Genomic DNA, 16762 nt, shown 5'->3' on the forward strand with positions numbered 1-16762 from the left:
AGTGTCGATCAAAATACTCAAAGGCAAGCCCCGTGACTGGCGGCCCTACCGTTTTCCGCCCTTGCCGCAGGGGCTGGCCCCGGAATGGAAAAACGACCCGATTGCCCTGCAACGGGCAATCGCCGACGGCTTTCAGGAAGGCATGGAGAAGGGCTATCAGGAAGGTCTCGACCAGGGCCAGGCGCAGGGTCACCAGCAAGGCTATGACAGCGGCCTGCAGCAGGGCTTGCAGGAGGGGCTGGCACAGGGGCGGGCGCAAGGGCGCGAGTCCTTCGATCAGGCCAGTGCGCCGCTGGACGCCATCAATCGCCAGTTGCGCAGCTTTGTTGAGGGGGTTGAGCTGGCTCGGCGCGAGGAGTTGCTGGCGCTGGTCAAGAAAGTTTCGGAGCAGGTGATCCGTTGCGAACTGACCCTCAACCCGACGCAATTGCTCACCCTGGCAGAAGAGGCGTTGGCCAGCATGCCGCTGGAGGCGCTGGAGGCGCATATCAACCTGCACCCACAGGAGTTTGCGCGGATCAGGGATCTGGTGCCCGAGCGCGCGGCAAGCTGGCGTCTGGTGGCCAACGACACGCTGGCGCTGGGGGAGTGCCGGATCGTCACCCCGCAGGCCGAGGTCGACGTAGGCTGCCAGCAGCGCCTGGATGCGTGCGTGGCCACCCTGTCTGAACATTTGCACTTGATTGAGGAGTAGGGCGTGCTCAAACCCTTTGCGCTGGATGAGGCTTTGCGCTCGCTGGATACGGTTCAGTTGGCCAAGGTCAGCGGGCGGCTGGTGCGCATGTCCGGGATCCTGCTCGAAAGCCTGGGTTGCCAGCAGGTGACCGGGCAGCGCTGCGCTGTCGAACAGGCTGACGGGCAAATGCTCGAGGCTCAGGTGGTGGGCTTCAACCGTGACATCACCTACCTGATGCCGTTCAAGAAACCGGTGGGCCTGAGTTCGGGGTCGCGGGTGTTTGCCGCCCCACAGGAAGCAGCGCTGCAGATTGATGAGTCCTGGCTTGGCCGTGTGCTCAACGGTCTGGGCGAACCGATGGACGACCTGGGTCGGCTCACCGGGCGGGACGAATTGCAAGTAGAGCTGCCCAGGGTCAACCCGCTCAAGCGTCAGCCGGTGAACGAGCCGCTGGATGTGGGGGTGCGGGCGATCAATGGCCTGCTGACCCTGGGCAAGGGCCAGCGCGTCGGCCTGTTCGCGGGCAGCGGGGTAGGCAAGAGCGTGTTGCTGGGCATGATTACCCGCCAGACCGAAGCCCAAGTGGTGGTGGTCGGCCTGATTGGTGAGCGGGGCCGCGAGGTACAGGAGTTTATCCAGCATTCCCTGGGCCCCGAAGGCCTGCGCAAGGCGGTGGTGGTGGTCGCACCTGCCAATGAGTCACCGCTGATGCGGCTCAAGGCGACAGAGCTGTGCCATAGCATTGCGGCTTATTACCGGGACCAGGGTAAGCATGTTCTGTTGCTGATCGATTCCCTGACCCGTTACGCGATGGCCCAGCGTGAAATCGCCCTGGCCCTGGGCGAGCCGCCCGCCACCAAGGGCTACCCGCCGTCGGTGTTCGGCATGCTGCCGGAGCTGGTGGAAAGTGCCGGTAACGGCGAAAGCAGCCAGGGCAGCCTGAGTGCGATCTACACCGTGCTGGCCGAAGGCGACGATCATCAGGACCCCATCGTTGACTGTGCCCGGGCCATTCTCGATGGCCATATCGTGCTGTCGCGCAAGCTGGCAGATGTCGGGCATTACCCAGCCATTGATGTGGCCGCGTCGGTCAGCCGTTGCATGAGCCAGGTGGCCGGGCGCAAGCACCTGGATGCGGCCCGTTCGTTCAAGGAATGCAGCAGTGTGTATGACGGCATCAAAGACCTGATCCCGCTGGGCGGTTACACCCCGGGGATGGACCCGGGCACGGATCGCGCCGTCAGGCTCGCGCCGAATCTGGAGCGTTACCTGCGCCAGGATGTGGAGGCCGGGGCGCCGCTGGGCGTGTGCATCGACACGCTGCAGAGCATCGTCAAATGATGGGCCATGACGCGAGCCGGCGAACATGAAAGAACGTATCAATGTGCTCAACCGCCTGGCCCAGCTGCGTGCTGTCCAGGCGCGCCAGATCATGGGCCGGGTGACTTATCAGCAGAACCTGTGCGAGCGCTATCGCAACAATATTGCCGGGCTGACCCGCTTGTGCGGCTTCACCACGGCCACCACCACCCCGTTGCAGCGGCATAACCAGCAGCAGTACAAGGCCACCCTGCATGCCATGACCAATCTGCAGGTGCGTGAGCTCAAGCTGGCCGAGCAAACCCTCAAGCGGATCCAGGATGAATTGCAGCAGGTGGTGCGCCAGGAGAAGGTGCTGGCGCAAGTGATCGAAGACCGGATGCGCCAGTGGCTGGCCACGCTGGCGCAGCAGGAGCAGAAAATCCAGGACGGCCTGGCGAGTCAGACCTGGTGGCGCAACAAGGCCCGGGATGTATTTGGCTGATTTTTGCCTTGCGCATTTAAGTGCCTCCCACAACGGGTCGCCTTTACTCAGTATTCCCCCGCTCAGGACCTTAATCATGGAAATCACACGACAGCCTGCCATCACTATCAGCCCGCTCGCCGAGATTGCCGCCTCCGGCAGCAGCGAGCGCAGCCCAGGCGGCCCCGTGGCCGCGATCAGCGCAACTGCGCCGGTCAAGCCGGGCCTGGAGCGCATCCAGGCAGCGCTTGGGCAATTGCCGCAAGTGGACCTGGGCAAGGTCGCGAACCTCAAGGCCGCCCTGGCCGCCGGCGAACTGAGCACGGACAGTGCCACGCTGAGCGCGGCCATGCTCACCTACCACCGGGGCGAGCGGTGAGCCAGCGCGCACAGCTGCTCAGGGTGGTCGAGCAGGATGTACATGACGACCTGGCCGGGTTTGCCCACCTGCTGGGTTGCATGAGCCGCCTGCAAGCAAGCCTGATGGCGCGCGACTGTGACGCCATTGCTGCGGCCAATGAACAGATCTCGGCGCTGATGGATACCGCCGGGGCGCGTGCCCGTCGTCGCAGCCGGGTGCTGGAAGTCTTTCATCTGGGGACCGACAGCCGCGCGATGGAAAGCCTGATCGGTCTCTACCCCCCGCAGCGTCAGGCGCCCCTGGCCCGGGCCTGGCACACCCTGATCAGCAGTGTCGAACGCTGCCGTGACCTGAATGAGCGCAACGGCAAGTTGCTGGCGATGCACAGCGAGATTTTCCAGCAGTTGGCCAAGCCCGATTGTGCCCAGGTGTATTCCCCTACTTTCTGACCCGATGCGGTGCCCGCCAGCGCCGGGCACGGGCCTTTCATTGTGTGTTGCCACTGTTCCCGAGGGGTTGACCCACCCCGCCTCGAGGTCGCCTGTAACGAACAGGCGCTGAGCCTTCTTGGTGGGCGAAAAAGCGGAAATACGCCTTCCACCCCGGGCAGGCTTCCCCCCTCAAGGCGGAAACTAAATTTCTCGTCAGTCTGAAATAAGTTCTTATAAATCAACTAGTTAAATGTTGGCACTGGTTTTGCTAACTACCCCCGCAAGGAGAGATTAGACATGGCTATCGATACCACTTACATCCAGAACCAGGCCAAGATTCTTGCTGAATATGAAGTTCAGCGTGAACTGCTGCAGGCTCAGCGCAATGAGTCCAAGTACAAGGCTCAGTTGGCGGCTGTGTCGACGCTGGACACCGCGCTCAAGGCGCTGGGTTCGGCCGTCAAAGGCCTCAAGGGAACCGACAAGAGCATGCTGATCAACGCTGCGGCTTTCAGCAAGGAAGGCATGGCCAGCGCCACCCTTGGCCCCAGCGCGAAGGAAGGCAGTTATCAGTTTTTTGTTCAGCAACTGGCCAGTCGGCATCAGGTTGCACTCAGCGGTCTGGGCGACGATGCCGCCCGTTCCGGAAATTTTTATATCAAGCAGGACGGTGTCGAGTTTGCCATTGACCTGAGCACCGGCGACAGCGATGGCGACGGCAAGCTGTCCCAGGAAGAACTGGCGGCCGCAATCAATGCCCACCCTGACAACAAGGGCGTCAAGGCCACGCTGGTGCGCAGCGGTGGTGAGGTAACGCTGGTTTTGGCCGCTGAAAACAGCGGGGAAAAGAACCGCATCGAATTGCGCACTGACGCCACCGGCAGCGCGCTGGAGACCAGCCTGGGCAGCCAGCAGGAATTGGCCAAAGGTCAGGATGCCATCGTTTACCTGGGCGCTGACGCCAGCGGCATGAAGCTGCAGCAAAGCTCCAACACCTTCAAGGACATGATCGACGGCGTCAGCCTGACGTTCAACAAGGTCCACCAGAGCGGTGACGAGCCGCTGACCGTAAATATCAGCCGCGACCAGAGTGCAACCAACGCCAAGCTCAATGAGTTTATCTCGGCCATCAATGCCCTGTTCGGCACCTTCGACACCCTCACTGCGGCGGGCGTCGAGGGCGGCAAGCGCGGCCCGCTGGCCGGTGACTCGGGGATCCGCGCAGTCGAGTCAATGATCAATACGGTGCTGCGCACCCCGTTCAACGGTATCACGCTGATGGAGTTCGGCATCCTCGCGGACTCCAAGGGCAATTTGAAAGTCGACACCAAGTCGTTCGAAAAGATGCTCGATGCCAACCCGGATGCGTTCGAAGCGCTCTTCTCCGGCCAGGGCAACCTGATCGACAGCCTGGACAAGAGCCTGGCGACTTACACCAGTGGCACGACCGGGGCGATGAAGGCCCGCAAGGACAACCTCAACAGCATGTTGCAGCGGATCGAAGTCAAGTACGACGAGCTGGAGAACAAATACCAGAACCACTATCAGCGTTACCTCAAGCAGTACACCCAATTGGCGCAGGTTATGGCGTCGATGGAGCAAACCTTCAGCATGTTTGGATGATTATGAATAATGAATGATAGCTATGACGGGTACCGCGCGGTCGACCTTGAGGTCCGCGTGTGTGCCTCCTCACCGTATGAACTGGTACTGGTGTTGTTCGATGGTCTGCTCGACGAATTGAACAGGGCACGCGGGCATATCGAAGCCAGCCACTACGAACTCAAGGGCCTGTCGCTGGAAAAGTGCATGAACATTCTCAATGCACTCAACAGCACGCTCGATTATGAAGAGGGCGGTGAACTGGTCCATGACCTGTCACGGCTGTATGACTACTGCATGCACCGTCTGGTGGATGTCAGTGTGTCGCTGTCGGTGGCCGGTATTGATGAAGTCGCGCATCTGTTGGGGCAGATACGTGACGGCTGGGAAGGTGTCAATGCCGCACGCCATTGATCTGCGTCGCCTGGATCACCTGGGGCAGTTGCTGGCCGGGGCGCTGGAGCAAAAGGATTGGGCGCGTGTCGGTGAAATCGATCGGCTGATTCGCCAGGGCCTGCAACGCCTGAGTGCCAACGGGCAACCGGGAGCTGATCTGCAGGCCCGTCTGGCGCCGCTCAAGGCTTGCTATGCCCGGGCACGGCAGGCGTGCATGCGTGAACACCAGCGCCTGGGCGATTTGCTTGGCAGTCTTGCTCAGCATGGGGAAGGTCGTCTTGCCTACTCCTTGCTCGACAGTGTGCAGGAGGAGGGCCAGGCATGAACGTGAGCCTTACTCTGCCCAGCGGGTTTGCGGCAGCCCTGGAGCTGCGTGAACTACCGGTGGAAGCCGCCCCGATGGCGGATGATCAGGGGGTGTTGGCGTACCTGGCACCCCTCGCCGAGTTCGAAGCGCCTTTACCGCCGTCTGTTGACATGCCGCCGTTGGTGGCCAGCGAGCTGGCTCACGAGGAGCAGCCCGGGCAGCCAGCCGATGTGCAACAGGACCCCGCGATGGACCCGCAGCAATGGCTCTACATGATGCTCAGCCAGCAGGCCGTGCAGGTGCAGGCCCGTGACTTGGCGGTCTCTGCCAGCCCGGGTCTGAACGCTGAACCCAACACAGCCCCCGTGCCGCCAGGCATGGCAGCGCCCAACGGCCAGCAGCCGGCAGGCGACCATGATGCCGACGCGCAGGATACCGATGTGCTGGCACCGCTGGCCGGGCCGGCCAGAACGGACCGCGGCCCGGCTGCTGAAGGCCTGGCGATACAGCTCCAACGACGTGAGCCGCCGGCCGCGCACATCTTGCTGGCGCTGGCCATCCCCCGCGACAGCGCACCGTTGGCCGCCCTCGTTCAGGCGCTGCCTGGCCCGGAACTGGCAACCGCGCCTGCGGCCCTGGCGCAGGGGGCGCCCGCTCACGGGCCGGTGCTTGAACGCGGGCTCAAGCTGGACACGCCGCAGGCCCGTTGGGGCGAGCAGATGCTGCACGCCCTGCGCGAGACCGTAGAGGTGCAGGTCCAGCAGCGTTTCCAGCAGGCCACGATTCGCCTGGACCCGCCCGAACTGGGCAGCCTGGAGATCTATGTCAGCCATGAATCCGGGCGCCTGAGTGTGCATATCTCGGCGGCCCAGGCCGATGTAGCCCGATTGCTGGCGTCCACCAGTGAACGGCTGCGCCAGGAGCTGGTGGAACACAACAGCCTGCAAGTGCAGGTGCAAGTGCAGGTGCAAGTGTCCAGTGACTCCCAAGGCCACTCACCACGCGATCAGGGCAGGTCACCGCGTGAACATGCCATTGCCGAGGCTGCGCCGCAAGCGCAGGCATCGGCCGAATCATCCACGCAGCGCGACAACGGTGTGCTGGTGACTGTTTAACCCAAGCGCCGTTGTACGGCTTACCCGAAACCGAATTACAAGTGGATGAATCTTTTCATGTTGATGTCGCGTGTCATTTTATCTTTAGTGGGGCTGAACACGGTGCTGGCCGTGGGGGCAATGGCGTGGGGGTATCTGTACCTGGCTCCGGTCATCACCGGCAAAGGTGCGGTGGCTGGCACCGCTGCAGTGCGACCGATCAGCGACTTTACGTTTTACCCGATCGAGAAAGTCATCGTGAATCTGCCGGGGCCAAAGCGTGAGCGCTATATGGTGCTCGACTTGGCCCTGCAGGCAGACAGCAAGCTCAATACGGCCACCTTCAAGCAGATCGAACCGCTGGTGCGTCACTCGGTGATCAGTTCGCTGTCGCAACTGCCGTTCGACGAGCTGCGCCAGTTACCTGTCAGTGACGTGCAGGGCCGGATCGAAAGCCGCTTGCGCCAGGACTTTGCCGATAAAAGCATGACCGTTCCGTTCGAGGCGGTGCTGGTCAGCAAGTTGCTGGTGCAGTAAACGCGCCATGACTAATCATCTTTTGGCCGATTACGGCTCGGGTTGCGCAGAGCGTTGCGCACAGACCCTGACCCCGGATGTTGAGCAACACTGGATCCTCAATTATTTGCCGCTGGTCAAGCGCATCGTCAACCAGTTGTCGTTGCAGGCCAGCCAGGTGCTGGACCGTGAGGACATGGAGCAGATTGGCCTGATGGGCCTGTTGCAGGGATTACGGCGCTACGGCACGCCGGATGAACAGTTCGCGCGTTTTGCCGCACTGAGGGTACGCGGAGCGATCCTGGACGAACTGCGCCGCCTCGACTGGCGCCCGCGACAAGTGCGCCAGCAGGCCCACAAAGTGCGCGATACCTTGCGCAGCCTGACCCGCCAACTGGGTCGGGCCCCGCGAGATGAAGAGGTGCTCAGGGCCACGGGGCTGAGCGAAGCCCAGTACCAGAGCTACCTGCGGGCAGAAGCCGCAGAGGCCATCGAGAGCCTGGATGCCTTGCTGCTCGAGGGGTCGCGGGAGTTTCAGCAATCAGGCAGCGGCGTCGAGGAATATGTCCTCGGCGAACGTCTGTTGACCCAGGCACTGGCCCAGCTCGACGAGCGTGAGCGGCTGGTGCTGACGCTCTACTACCAGCATGAACTGAGCCTCAAGGAAATCGGCCTGGTACTGGATATCAGCGATGCCAGGGTTTGCCAGCTGAGCAAACAGGCGATCGAAAAGGCTCACCATTTTTTAACCAAGAGTAATTTGACGTGCAGAAAATTTTAGGTGCAATCATCATCCTCGGCTGCGTGCTGGGCGGGTTTGCCGTTGCGGGTGGTTCATTGCAGGTGTTGTGGCAGCCCTCCGAACTGCTGATTGTCTTGGGCGCAGCACTGGGCAGCCTGATTATCGGCAACCCCAAGGAAGTGCTGATTGAAATGTGGCATCAAATCAAGGGGATTTTTTCTTTCCGCCGTCGCGGAGAACAGTTTCAGCGCGAGCTGCTGATGTTGCTCTACGAATTGCTGGAAACCGTCGAGGACGGGGGGCTCAAGGCGCTGGATGCGCATATCGAGGAGCCTGAGCAAAGTGACCTGTTCAGCAAATACCCGTTGATCCTCCAGGAAAGAAACCTGATGGCCTTTATTGCCGACAACTTCCGGTTGATGGCAATGGGCAAGATCAGTGCCCATGAACTGGAAGGCTTCCTGGAGCAGGAACTGGATGCCATGCACGAAGCCTTGTTGCTGCCCTCGCGCTCGCTGTTCAAGGTGGGGGAGGCAATGCCGGGGTTCGGGATCCTGGCCGCGATCCTCGGGATCATTATCACGATGGACAGCATCGGTGGCTCGGTGGCCGAGATCGGTGCCCATGTGGCGGCGGCACTGGTGGGGACCTTCCTCGGGATCTTCTTTTGCTACTGCCTGATGGAGCCACTGAGCAACTCGATGGCCCAGCGTATCCGCACGGAAATGTCGGCCCTGGAATGCGTGCGCACCACCCTGGTGGCTCATCTGGCGGGCAAGCCGACACTGCTGGCCGTGGATGCAGGCCGCAAGCTGATCGAACAGGACGTCAAACCGACCTTCAAACGCCTGGAAACCTGGGTTAACAACTACGAGGACAGGTTCAATGAGAAGGGGTAACGAACTGGGCGAGCAGATCATCGTCAAACGCCGCACCAAGCGCGGCCATGAGGTACTGCACAGCGGTGCGTGGAAGGTTGCGTTTGCCGACTTCACCCTGGCCATGATGGCCTTGTTCATGGTGTTGTGGATCATTCAGCCCCAGGCTGACGAAGAGCGTATGGCCCTCAAGGGCGATGGTTATGAAACCGTGTTCGACGGCGGGGCCGGTATTTTTGATGGTCTGAGCGCCGTGCCGCTGGAAAACCCCGTGGCCGGGCAAGCCACTCAGGCCCAGGAAGCGGCTGCGCCGTGGCAAGAGCCGGTACTGTCCCGGATTGAACCGGCGCAACCGCAAGACAGCGCACCGCGGGACACTGCGCACTATGACACCGAGGCCGATTTGCAGGCCCTGGCCCGGTTGATGAACCAGCTGGCCGCGCGCACGGACGCAATGGCCAATATCGAGGTGCAAGTCGTGCCCCAGGGGCTGCGGATCCTGATCAAGGATGATGCGCGCCGCTTTATGTTCGAGCGCGGCAGCGCCACCATCAACCCGCATTTTCGTACCCTGCTGGTGGCGCTGGCCCAGGAGCTGGGCAAGATCGACAACAAGCTGATTATCAGCGGCCATACCGATGCCACGCCGTATCGTGGCAAGCGCGAATACGACAACTGGAACCTGTCGGGCGAGCGTGCCTTGCAGGCGCGGGGTGTGATGGTGGCAGCGGGCTTGTCGGCCAAGGGGGTGTTGCAGGTTTCGGCACAGGCCGATGTGATGCCGCTGCGCCCGGACGAGCCGCTGAGTGGACTTAACCGGCGTATCGAGTTGCTGCTACTGACTCATCAGGCCGAGGCGCTGTACCGCCAGTTGTTTGCCCAAGGGCATGTGAGCTACGCGCCGAGCCGCGTCGAGTACATCGAGGCGGATGACAAACGAGGCGTGAAGTAGGGGCAGGGTAGTTTTTTGCGCGGCCGCAAGGCCGCGCAGGCTGCAAACCGGGAGGTCAATCCACGCAACTGCGCAGGCGCGCGTCGCTGACACTGTGGATTTCGTTGCGATGAAGGTTGAGCACATGGTGCTGGCCTGTATGGAGCGAGCAATAGACCTGGTAGTCACCATTGGCGTTGCCGACGATTGCCAGCTCGACCGGTTGTTCACTCAGGCGCAGCAACCGATCGCTGAGCGTGCGGGTGGTATTGATCAGTTGCTGGACCTGTGGCTCTTGTTGATCAACGTACATCACGGTACTGGCACCCACTTTTTGCACGCTGGCATAGAGTTCCTGGGCAGGCTGGGTAAAGACATACCCGGCCACGGCGATGGTGATGGTGCCGATGGCCACAAGCTGACGGCGCAGGCCGGCAAAAAAACCAGCAGGTGCCGAGGCCGGTGATGCCGATACCGGTTCCGGGGCGGGAACCGTTGCGGGTGTGGTGGCTTGGGGCTTGTTGGCCAGCGTACTCAGTTCAATGACGAAGGTCGGGTTAAGGCGGTAGCCGCGACGCGGAACGGTCTGAATGATCTGCAGGTTTTTTTCGTCACCCAGGATCTTGCGCAGGGTGTACACCTGTTGGTTGAGGCTGCCGGGACCGACGATACGGTCCGCCCAGGCATAGGCCACCAGGGTGTCCCGCTCAATCACTTCACCCGGTTGCTGTAACAGGCGCTCAAGCAGCCTGCCAGCAGAATAGCCCAGTTCGACTGTGCGTTTGTCTTCGTCCCTGAACAAGGTCAGCGTGTAAAGCACCGGGCAAAAGACAGCATGTTGCTGGCTGTGCATGGCAGTGGCATGTGCAAAAAGAGTGTTCATCAAGAGCATTCACCATGTAGGGAATACCACTTTACTATTTGGGGTATTTCACCTTCTGTAGGGTAATTCTGAAGTTGATTTACAAGATATATCTTATCTCCATTTCCCATGGGCTCCCGCCAGGGCGCAGAGGCGGAAGTGGTGCTTCCTGCAGGGGGAAGCGCTTGCGCAGAAAAGGGAAGCCAAGGCGTTTTATATAACCCTGCTGTCTTTTGAAAAAATACATATAGATCAAGTAGATAAGTCATCTTTTTGGGGTTGGCACGGCTTCTGCATTTGAGTGGCAGGCTGCCTGTTTCAGCCGGGTTTTTCATCCCGGTTACAAGACGGCGGCCATGCCAATCGGGCCGATACTGCGCCAGGCCCGGTCTCGCGCTCCCTTCGGATCGCCGAACCCTTTGAAGATGCTGTTCATGGACCACGATATTTATGTAACCAGCCCCTTGCTGCCGGAATTGCAGGCATTCATGCCGTACCTGCAGCAGATCTGGGACAGCAAGTGCCTGACCAATAACGGCCCCTTTCATCAGACCTTCGAACGTCGACTGGCCGAGTATCTGGGGGTGGAACATCTGTCATTGTTCAACAATGGTACGACCGCCCTGTTGACCGCACTGCAGGCCCTGCAAATCGAAGGTGAGGTGATCACCACGCCTTATACCTTTGCCGCCACGGCCCATGCGCTGGTGTGGAATCACCTGACACCGGTGTTTGTCGATATAGACCCGCACACCTTCAACCTTGACCCCGTTGCCATTGAGGCGGCCATCACCGAGCAAACCCGCGCCATCCTCGCCGTTCATTGCTACGGAGTACCGTGCGATGTGCGCGCTATCGAGCAATTGGCCGACCGTTACGGGTTACGTGTGCTGTATGACGCTGCCCACGGGTTTGCAGTCGAGGAGGGCGGCGGCAGTGTATTGCGCCACGGCCACATGAGCGTTTTGAGCCTGCATGCCACCAAGGTGTTCAACACCTTTGAGGGGGGCGCCATTGTCTGCCCCGACGCGGCAACCAAGCTGCGGGTGGACCAGTTGCGCAACTTCGGCTTCGTCAATGAAACCTCGGTGGTGAGTTGCGGTATCAACGGCAAGATGAGCGAGTTCAACGCGGCTTTCGGCCTGTTGCAGCTTGAGCATATTGACCGGGCCCTGGAGCGGCGTGCCGCGATCGACGGCCTGTACCGCACGCGGCTGGCTGATATCCCCGGTATCACCTTGTGCCGTGAGGCACAGAACCACGGTTATTTCCCAATTCTGGTCGAGGACACGTTCCCGGTCAGCCGCGATGCCCTGTACGACTTTTTCAAGACGCGACAGGTGTATGTGCGGCGCTATTTCTACCCGTTGGTCAGCGACATGCAGGCCTACGCCGATCGTACCGGACATGTGCCACAGCCCTTGCCGGTGGCCACGCAAATCGCCCGCAAGATCCTGTGCCTGCCGATTCATCCAGACCTGAGCCCGAGTGATGTCGAGCGTGTGGTGGCTGCTGTTCGCCACTGCGCTGTCGCCTCGCCCGGCTATCACCAGGCGCCATAGCGGCGCTGCAACCTGAGACACAACCATGACTGCTGAAAACTTTATTGCCAATTTTATTAACGCCACCGATTTTGTCACCCCGGTGGATATAAGCCTGGACACCGAATTTCGTACCTTGCCCGAATGGGACTCGCTGGCTGCGCTGGGCGTGATCGTGATGTTTGACATGGAGTATCAAAAAACCGTGTCCGGCGATGACCTGTACCAGGCCGTGACTGTGGGCGACCTGTACCGCTGGGTGGGTTGAGTCAATGCCGCAATGTATCCTTCACCATGTCCGCTTTGCCGGCATGGCCAGCTGTGTACCCAAGGGCCGGGTTTCCAACCTGACCGATTGCCCGCCGGCCATGCGCGGCGAACGTGAGCGTCTGGTCCGCAATATCGGCATCGAATACCGCCGGGTGGCGCAACCCTGGCAGTGCTTTTCCGATCTGGCCTTTGATGCCACGCAAAGCCTGCTTGACGAGCTGGGCTGGGCGCGGGAGGAGGTGGACGCGCTGATTGTGGTCACCCAGTCCCCCGACTATCTGGTACCGGCCACCGCGATCATTCTCCAGGACCGCCTGGGCCTGGCCCATTCAACCCTGGCCTTTGATGTCAACCTGGGGTGCTCGGCGTATCCCTTTGCCTTGCACCTGCTGGGGTCAATGATCGCCAGCGGTAGCGTGCGCAAGGGGCTGGTGCTGGTCGGTGACAAGGCGTCCGGCCCCCATGATCCGCTGTTCTCCGACGCCGGAACTGCCACCGCCCTGGAGTTCGATGCCAGTGCGCCCCCCATGTACTTCGACCTCAACAGCGATGGCAGCGGCTACCAGGCCATTATCAAGCCGGTTGGCGGGCATCGTGAGCCGATCTCCCACGAACACCTGCTGGCACGCCTCGACGATCCGCTGGCGCCCTGGAGCCGTGCGGTGGACCTGGTGCTCGATGGCCCGGCGGTGCTGTCATTTTCCACCCGGCGCATCCCGCCTGCGGTCGAAGCCCTGCTCAGCTACGCCAATGTCGGCAAGGACGAGGTGGACTATTTCGTGTTTCATCAGGCCAACCGGATGATCAACGAGACCCTGCGTAAAAAACTCGGCCTGCCTGAAGCGAAAGTCCCCGGCACGCTGCGTGAGTATGGCAATACCAGTGGTGCTTCATTGCCGGTGACCATGACGGCGTGCATCCGCGAACAACTGTTGGCTGGCCCCAACCGCGTGCTGTTGTGCGGTTTTGGCATAGGGCTGTCCTGGGGCACTTGCCTGGTGGACATCAACCAGGCCTGTTTCCCGCCGATGATCGAATCATGAGTGCACCAACCTGGATGGCTGAGCCCTTTAACCCGTTCACCCTGGCAGGCAAACGGGTGCTGGTTACCGGTGCCAGTTCCGGTTTTGGCCTGGCCATTGCCCTGGCCTGTGCCCGCATGGGCGCGGTGGTGATTGCGACTGGGCGCGATGCCGGGCGCCTGGGCCGCACCCTTGAGCAACTGCACGGCATCAGTGCCTTGCCGCACACGGGTGTGCTCGCCGACCTGACCGAGGACAGTGGCAGGGCCGCGTTGGTTGAGGCGCTGGGCGGTGAAATTCACGGCCTGGTGCATAACGCCGGCACGTCGCTGATTTGCCCGACCCGGCTGTTCTCAGAAGAACACTTGCGCACCTTGCACCGCATCAATGTGGAAGCGCCGATGCTGCTGACGCAGAAAATCCTGCGCAACAACTTGATGGCCAACGGCGGCTCGATCCTGTTTGTCGCCTCCATCGCCGCCCATATCGGCGTGGCCGGTGTGGGAGCGTACTCGGGCACCAAGGCAGCGCTGATTGCAATGGCCCGCTGCCTGGCGATGGAAGTGTGCAAGCGCGGCATCCGGGTTAATTGCCTGGCGCCGGGGCTGGCCAATACCCCCTTGCTGGAGCAGGCGCGCAAATGCACGGCCGCGTTCGATGAGCAGCTCAAGCGTTACCCGCTGGGTATCGGTGAGCCTGAAGACATCGCCAACGCCACCGTTTTCATGCTGTCACCCGCCAGTCGCTGGGTGACCGGCAGCACACTGGTCATGGATGGCGGCGTCACCATCGGTTGAGTCTTTTCAGGAACAGTAATGAAACAATTAGTAATTGTCGGCGCCGGAGGGTTGGGGCGTCAGGCCTTGACCCAACTGGTCGCTGATTACGCCCACGGCACCGAATGGCTGATCGCAGGCTATCTGGATGAGCGTGGGCCTCAGGTGCTGGCACCGGACGCAACGTTCCCGTGGCTGGGGTATCCGGCGTCGTTCGAGCCCGGCCCGCAGCATGTGTTTGTGTGTGCGGTGGGCAACCCGCAAAGCCGGCGCGCGCAAGTCGAACCGCTGCTGGCCAAGGGCGCCACATTCGTTTCGATCCACACGCGCTGCTATCTGGACTTGCGCACCCGCTACGGCGCCACTTTTTTCGGCTATGACGTCAGTGCCGGGGTTGACTGCCGCATTGGCGACTACGGCTTTATCGAGCAGCAAACCCTGCTGGGCCACGATGTGACCCTGGGTGACTATGTCCACATCAGCCCACGTTGCATCGTGGCGGGCTATGTGACGGTTGGCAACGAGGTGGTGATTCATTCCGGGGCGTTGCTGTCTCGGGGTATACGGGTGGGCGATGGTGCGGTGATCGGCATGGGCGCAGTGGTACTGCGCGATGTTCCGCCGGGCGCGACGGTGCTGGGCAATCCGGCACGGATTATTGCGACGGCCCATGACACCGGGCGCACCACTGCGGTTGTGGCCTAAGCGCGTTTATCGAGGTTTGCATGTCGCGTCACGTTTTGGATATCCAGCATTACACCGATTCACGCACCTTTTTGCTGGAGCAGCAACGGCTGTTCGGCAAGCTATGGTTGTTTGCCGGTTTCAGTTCGATGGTTGCCGGGCGCAATCAATTCTTTACCCGGCACCTGGCCGGTATCCCGGTGCTGGTGCAGCGCACGCAGGCCGGGGTACGGGCCTTTGTCAATCAATGCCCGCACCGCAAGTCGCCGATCCAGACTGCCTGCTCCGGTACCCGGCCCCTGGTGTGCCCCTACCACGCCTGGACGTTTGGCCCCGAAGGCCAATTGCGTTCCACGCCCAATGCCCGGTTGTACCAGTTCGATGCCGCCGAAAAGGCGGCGCTGCACCTGCAGGCTTTGCCGGTCGAGGTGGTCGGGCAATTGATCTTCGTCAACCTGGGGGATGATCCGCTGGCGTTGAGCGAGCAGTTCAGCGAAGACTTCCTCGCGCAGTTGCGCGATGTGTCGGCGTACCTGGATAGCCACCTGGTCTACAGCTGCCACCGCGTGCGTTACAACTGGAAGCTGAATATGGAGAACGTCAAAGACTTCAACCATGTGCCGTTTATCCACCCTAAAACTTTTTTCCCGGCCCTCAAGGCCCCTGTTCAGGCGCCTGGGGCCTGCTTGCCGGGCGAGCCGCCAGCGTCCGTGGTGCAGCGGCTTCGCCGCCCCGACGCGGTCAAGCTGTGCGCATTGAGTTACACCGGCGGGCTGCCCATGAACTCTGCACCCGCCTGGTTTGCCAAGGACTGTGACACCTATGGCGATGGCACCCACTACAACAACTGGTTTGTCTACCCCAACGTCAATTTTTGCAGCGTCAAGGGCGGGCATTTTCTGTTGCAGCAATATGACCCGGTCGCGCCAGGTGAAACGGATTATCACCTGTGGATGATGACTGCCCGACGCAAGGACACACGCACCGATTTCACCGCCTTGCTCAGCACCCTGATCCGTGGTGAGCGCCAGGTGATCGCCGAGGACACCCAAGTGCTGGAACGCATGCAGGCAGGATTTGGACTGCATAGCGGTCAGGTCTGTCATGGCGACTACGAAGGCATGCTGGTGGACCAGCACCTGTGGTATCGGGCCAATGTTCTGGGAGAGCAGCCATGAGCCGGGTGGTGATCCTGGGTGCCGGCACTGCACTGGACGATGCCTGGGCAGTGGCCAGTGAACTGTTCAGTGAGGCACTGAGGTTGCCATTGGTGACCTGCGACCAATTCAACTTCGATCTGGCCCCCTTGCTGTCGGCCCATGCCCCCGGGCAAACCCGGGTGTTCGTGGCGATGGATGGGCGGGCCGTGAACGATGTTCGCCACCAGTTGATTACCCGCGTGCAATTGGCCGGTTACCCGCTGGTCAGCCTGGTAGCGCCCGGAGTCACGCTGGACCCGGCAGCAGAGATTGCCGGCAATGTGTATATCGGCCCGGGTTCCAGCGTTGGCCCGCAGTGCTCGCTGGGCACCGGGTGTTGGCTGGGCCGCGCAGTGATGCTTGAGCGCGGGGTCAGCCTGGGCACCTGTGTGACCCTGGGCAGTGCCGTGGTGCTGGGCGAGCAGGTCAGTGTAGGCGCGGGGGCAACCCTGGGCACGGGCAGCCTGGCCCTGGCCGGCAGCGCAGTGGGCAAGCGCTGCGAGTGGCTGCTGGGGGCGACGCTGCCTTCGCAATTGGCGGACTACAGCTTTTATGACGCGGTATTGCCCGAAGGCGCCAGGATTTACCGCCATTGAAAATCCCTTTATCCCTCCCTGGCGCATGGAGGCAGGCCAGGCCTGTTTGTGTCGAGGTTCTCATGTTTTTTTTCCGGTTTCTCCCCGCAGCCCCC

Annotated in this window: 21 protein-coding genes; 20 read left to right on the top strand and 1 reads right to left on the bottom strand. The window is 61.3% G+C overall.

Annotation, left to right across the window (positions count from 1 at the left end; genetic code table 11):
- The first annotated feature begins 1 nt into the window (after position 1).
- The 13 genes from fliH (at position 2) to BFC21_RS04085 (ending at position 9738) form a co-directional block, all read left to right on the top strand.
- Positions 2-694: a flagellar assembly protein FliH gene (fliH, locus tag BFC21_RS04025; protein WP_095004785.1), complete on the top strand. Its 693-nt coding sequence runs from the start codon at positions 2-4 to the stop codon at positions 692-694.
- Positions 695-697: 3 nt separating this feature from the next.
- Positions 698-2017, top strand: coding sequence for a flagellar protein export ATPase FliI (gene fliI, locus BFC21_RS04030; RefSeq protein WP_095004786.1), 1320 nt, complete (start codon positions 698-700; stop codon positions 2015-2017).
- Positions 2018-2042: 25 nt separating this feature from the next.
- Positions 2043-2480 (top strand): flagellar export protein FliJ, encoded by a 438-nt coding sequence (locus BFC21_RS04035; protein ID WP_095004787.1) that lies wholly within the window; start codon positions 2043-2045, stop codon positions 2478-2480.
- 76 nt (positions 2481-2556) lie between these two features.
- On the top strand, positions 2557-2838 hold the full coding sequence (locus BFC21_RS04040; protein ID WP_095004788.1) for a flagellar biosynthesis anti-sigma factor FlgM: 282 nt from the start codon (positions 2557-2559) through the stop codon (positions 2836-2838).
- Complete coding sequence (gene flgN / locus BFC21_RS04045) at positions 2835-3269, top strand: flagellar export chaperone FlgN (RefSeq protein ID WP_120265721.1); 435 nt, start codon at positions 2835-2837, stop codon at positions 3267-3269. Before BFC21_RS04040 ends, flgN begins: the two co-directional genes overlap by 4 nt.
- A gap of 279 nt (positions 3270-3548) precedes the next feature.
- Complete coding sequence (gene fliD / locus BFC21_RS04050; protein WP_120265722.1) at positions 3549-4874, top strand: flagellar filament capping protein FliD; 1326 nt, start codon at positions 3549-3551, stop codon at positions 4872-4874.
- Between the two features lie 9 nt (positions 4875-4883).
- On the top strand, positions 4884-5267 hold the full coding sequence (gene fliS / locus BFC21_RS04055; RefSeq protein ID WP_095004791.1) for a flagellar export chaperone FliS: 384 nt from the start codon (positions 4884-4886) through the stop codon (positions 5265-5267).
- Positions 5251-5574, top strand: coding sequence for a hypothetical protein (locus BFC21_RS04060; RefSeq protein WP_095004792.1), 324 nt, complete (start codon positions 5251-5253; stop codon positions 5572-5574). The genes fliS and BFC21_RS04060 overlap by 17 nt, the downstream gene beginning before the upstream one ends.
- Positions 5571-6671, top strand: coding sequence for a flagellar hook-length control protein FliK (locus tag BFC21_RS04065; protein WP_120265723.1), 1101 nt, complete (start codon positions 5571-5573; stop codon positions 6669-6671). The genes BFC21_RS04060 and BFC21_RS04065 overlap by 4 nt, the downstream gene beginning before the upstream one ends.
- 57 nt (positions 6672-6728) lie before the next feature.
- Entirely contained in the window at positions 6729-7187 is a 459-nt protein-coding gene (gene fliL / locus BFC21_RS04070) for a flagellar basal body-associated protein FliL (protein WP_095004794.1), read from the top strand.
- A 7-nt stretch (positions 7188-7194) separates the two neighbouring features.
- Positions 7195-7947 (top strand): FliA/WhiG family RNA polymerase sigma factor, encoded by a 753-nt coding sequence (locus tag BFC21_RS04075; protein WP_120265724.1) that lies wholly within the window; start codon positions 7195-7197, stop codon positions 7945-7947.
- On the top strand, positions 7932-8807 hold the full coding sequence (gene motA / locus BFC21_RS04080) for a flagellar motor stator protein MotA (RefSeq protein ID WP_095004796.1): 876 nt from the start codon (positions 7932-7934) through the stop codon (positions 8805-8807). The genes BFC21_RS04075 and motA overlap by 16 nt, the downstream gene beginning before the upstream one ends.
- Positions 8794-9738, top strand: a complete 945-nt coding sequence (locus tag BFC21_RS04085) for an OmpA family protein (protein ID WP_120265725.1) — start codon at positions 8794-8796, stop codon at positions 9736-9738. The genes motA and BFC21_RS04085 overlap by 14 nt, the downstream gene beginning before the upstream one ends.
- Positions 9739-9793: 55 nt before the next feature.
- Here the strand turns inward: BFC21_RS04085 and BFC21_RS04090 are convergent, their stop codons facing one another.
- A complete protein-coding gene (locus BFC21_RS04090; RefSeq protein ID WP_244904356.1) occupies positions 9794-10600 on the bottom strand; it encodes a winged helix-turn-helix domain-containing protein in 807 nt (268 codons plus the stop codon).
- A gap of 413 nt (positions 10601-11013) precedes the next feature.
- Between BFC21_RS04090 and BFC21_RS04095 the strand changes: the two genes are divergently transcribed.
- From BFC21_RS04095 to BFC21_RS04125, 7 genes are read left to right on the top strand one after another with little or no spacing between them, the layout of a single operon-like run.
- Positions 11014-12141, top strand: coding sequence for a DegT/DnrJ/EryC1/StrS aminotransferase family protein (locus BFC21_RS04095; protein WP_088379467.1), 1128 nt, complete (start codon positions 11014-11016; stop codon positions 12139-12141).
- A 25-nt stretch (positions 12142-12166) separates the two neighbouring features.
- The gene (locus BFC21_RS04100; RefSeq protein WP_095004800.1) at positions 12167-12388 is read left to right on the top strand and encodes an acyl carrier protein; all 222 of its coding nucleotides are present in this window, start codon (positions 12167-12169) and stop codon (positions 12386-12388) included.
- A 4-nt stretch (positions 12389-12392) separates the two neighbouring features.
- On the top strand, positions 12393-13433 hold the full coding sequence (locus BFC21_RS04105) for a ketoacyl-ACP synthase III (RefSeq protein WP_120265727.1): 1041 nt from the start codon (positions 12393-12395) through the stop codon (positions 13431-13433).
- Positions 13430-14209, top strand: a complete 780-nt coding sequence (locus BFC21_RS04110) for an SDR family NAD(P)-dependent oxidoreductase (protein WP_244904357.1) — start codon at positions 13430-13432, stop codon at positions 14207-14209. The genes BFC21_RS04105 and BFC21_RS04110 overlap by 4 nt, the downstream gene beginning before the upstream one ends.
- A gap of 18 nt (positions 14210-14227) precedes the next feature.
- Positions 14228-14893, top strand: a complete 666-nt coding sequence (locus BFC21_RS04115) for an acetyltransferase (protein WP_120265728.1) — start codon at positions 14228-14230, stop codon at positions 14891-14893.
- 20 nt (positions 14894-14913) lie between these two features.
- Positions 14914-16050 (top strand): aromatic ring-hydroxylating dioxygenase subunit alpha, encoded by a 1137-nt coding sequence (locus BFC21_RS04120; RefSeq protein ID WP_095004804.1) that lies wholly within the window; start codon positions 14914-14916, stop codon positions 16048-16050.
- The gene (locus BFC21_RS04125; protein WP_120265729.1) at positions 16047-16667 is read left to right on the top strand and encodes an acetyltransferase; all 621 of its coding nucleotides are present in this window, start codon (positions 16047-16049) and stop codon (positions 16665-16667) included. Before BFC21_RS04120 ends, BFC21_RS04125 begins: the two co-directional genes overlap by 4 nt.
- The last annotated feature ends 95 nt before the right edge of the window (positions 16668-16762 follow it).

Origin of the sequence: Pseudomonas sp. TMW 2.1634 (assembly GCF_001703595.1) — a bacterium.
GTDB lineage: Bacteria > Pseudomonadota > Gammaproteobacteria > Pseudomonadales > Pseudomonadaceae > Aquipseudomonas > Aquipseudomonas fragi.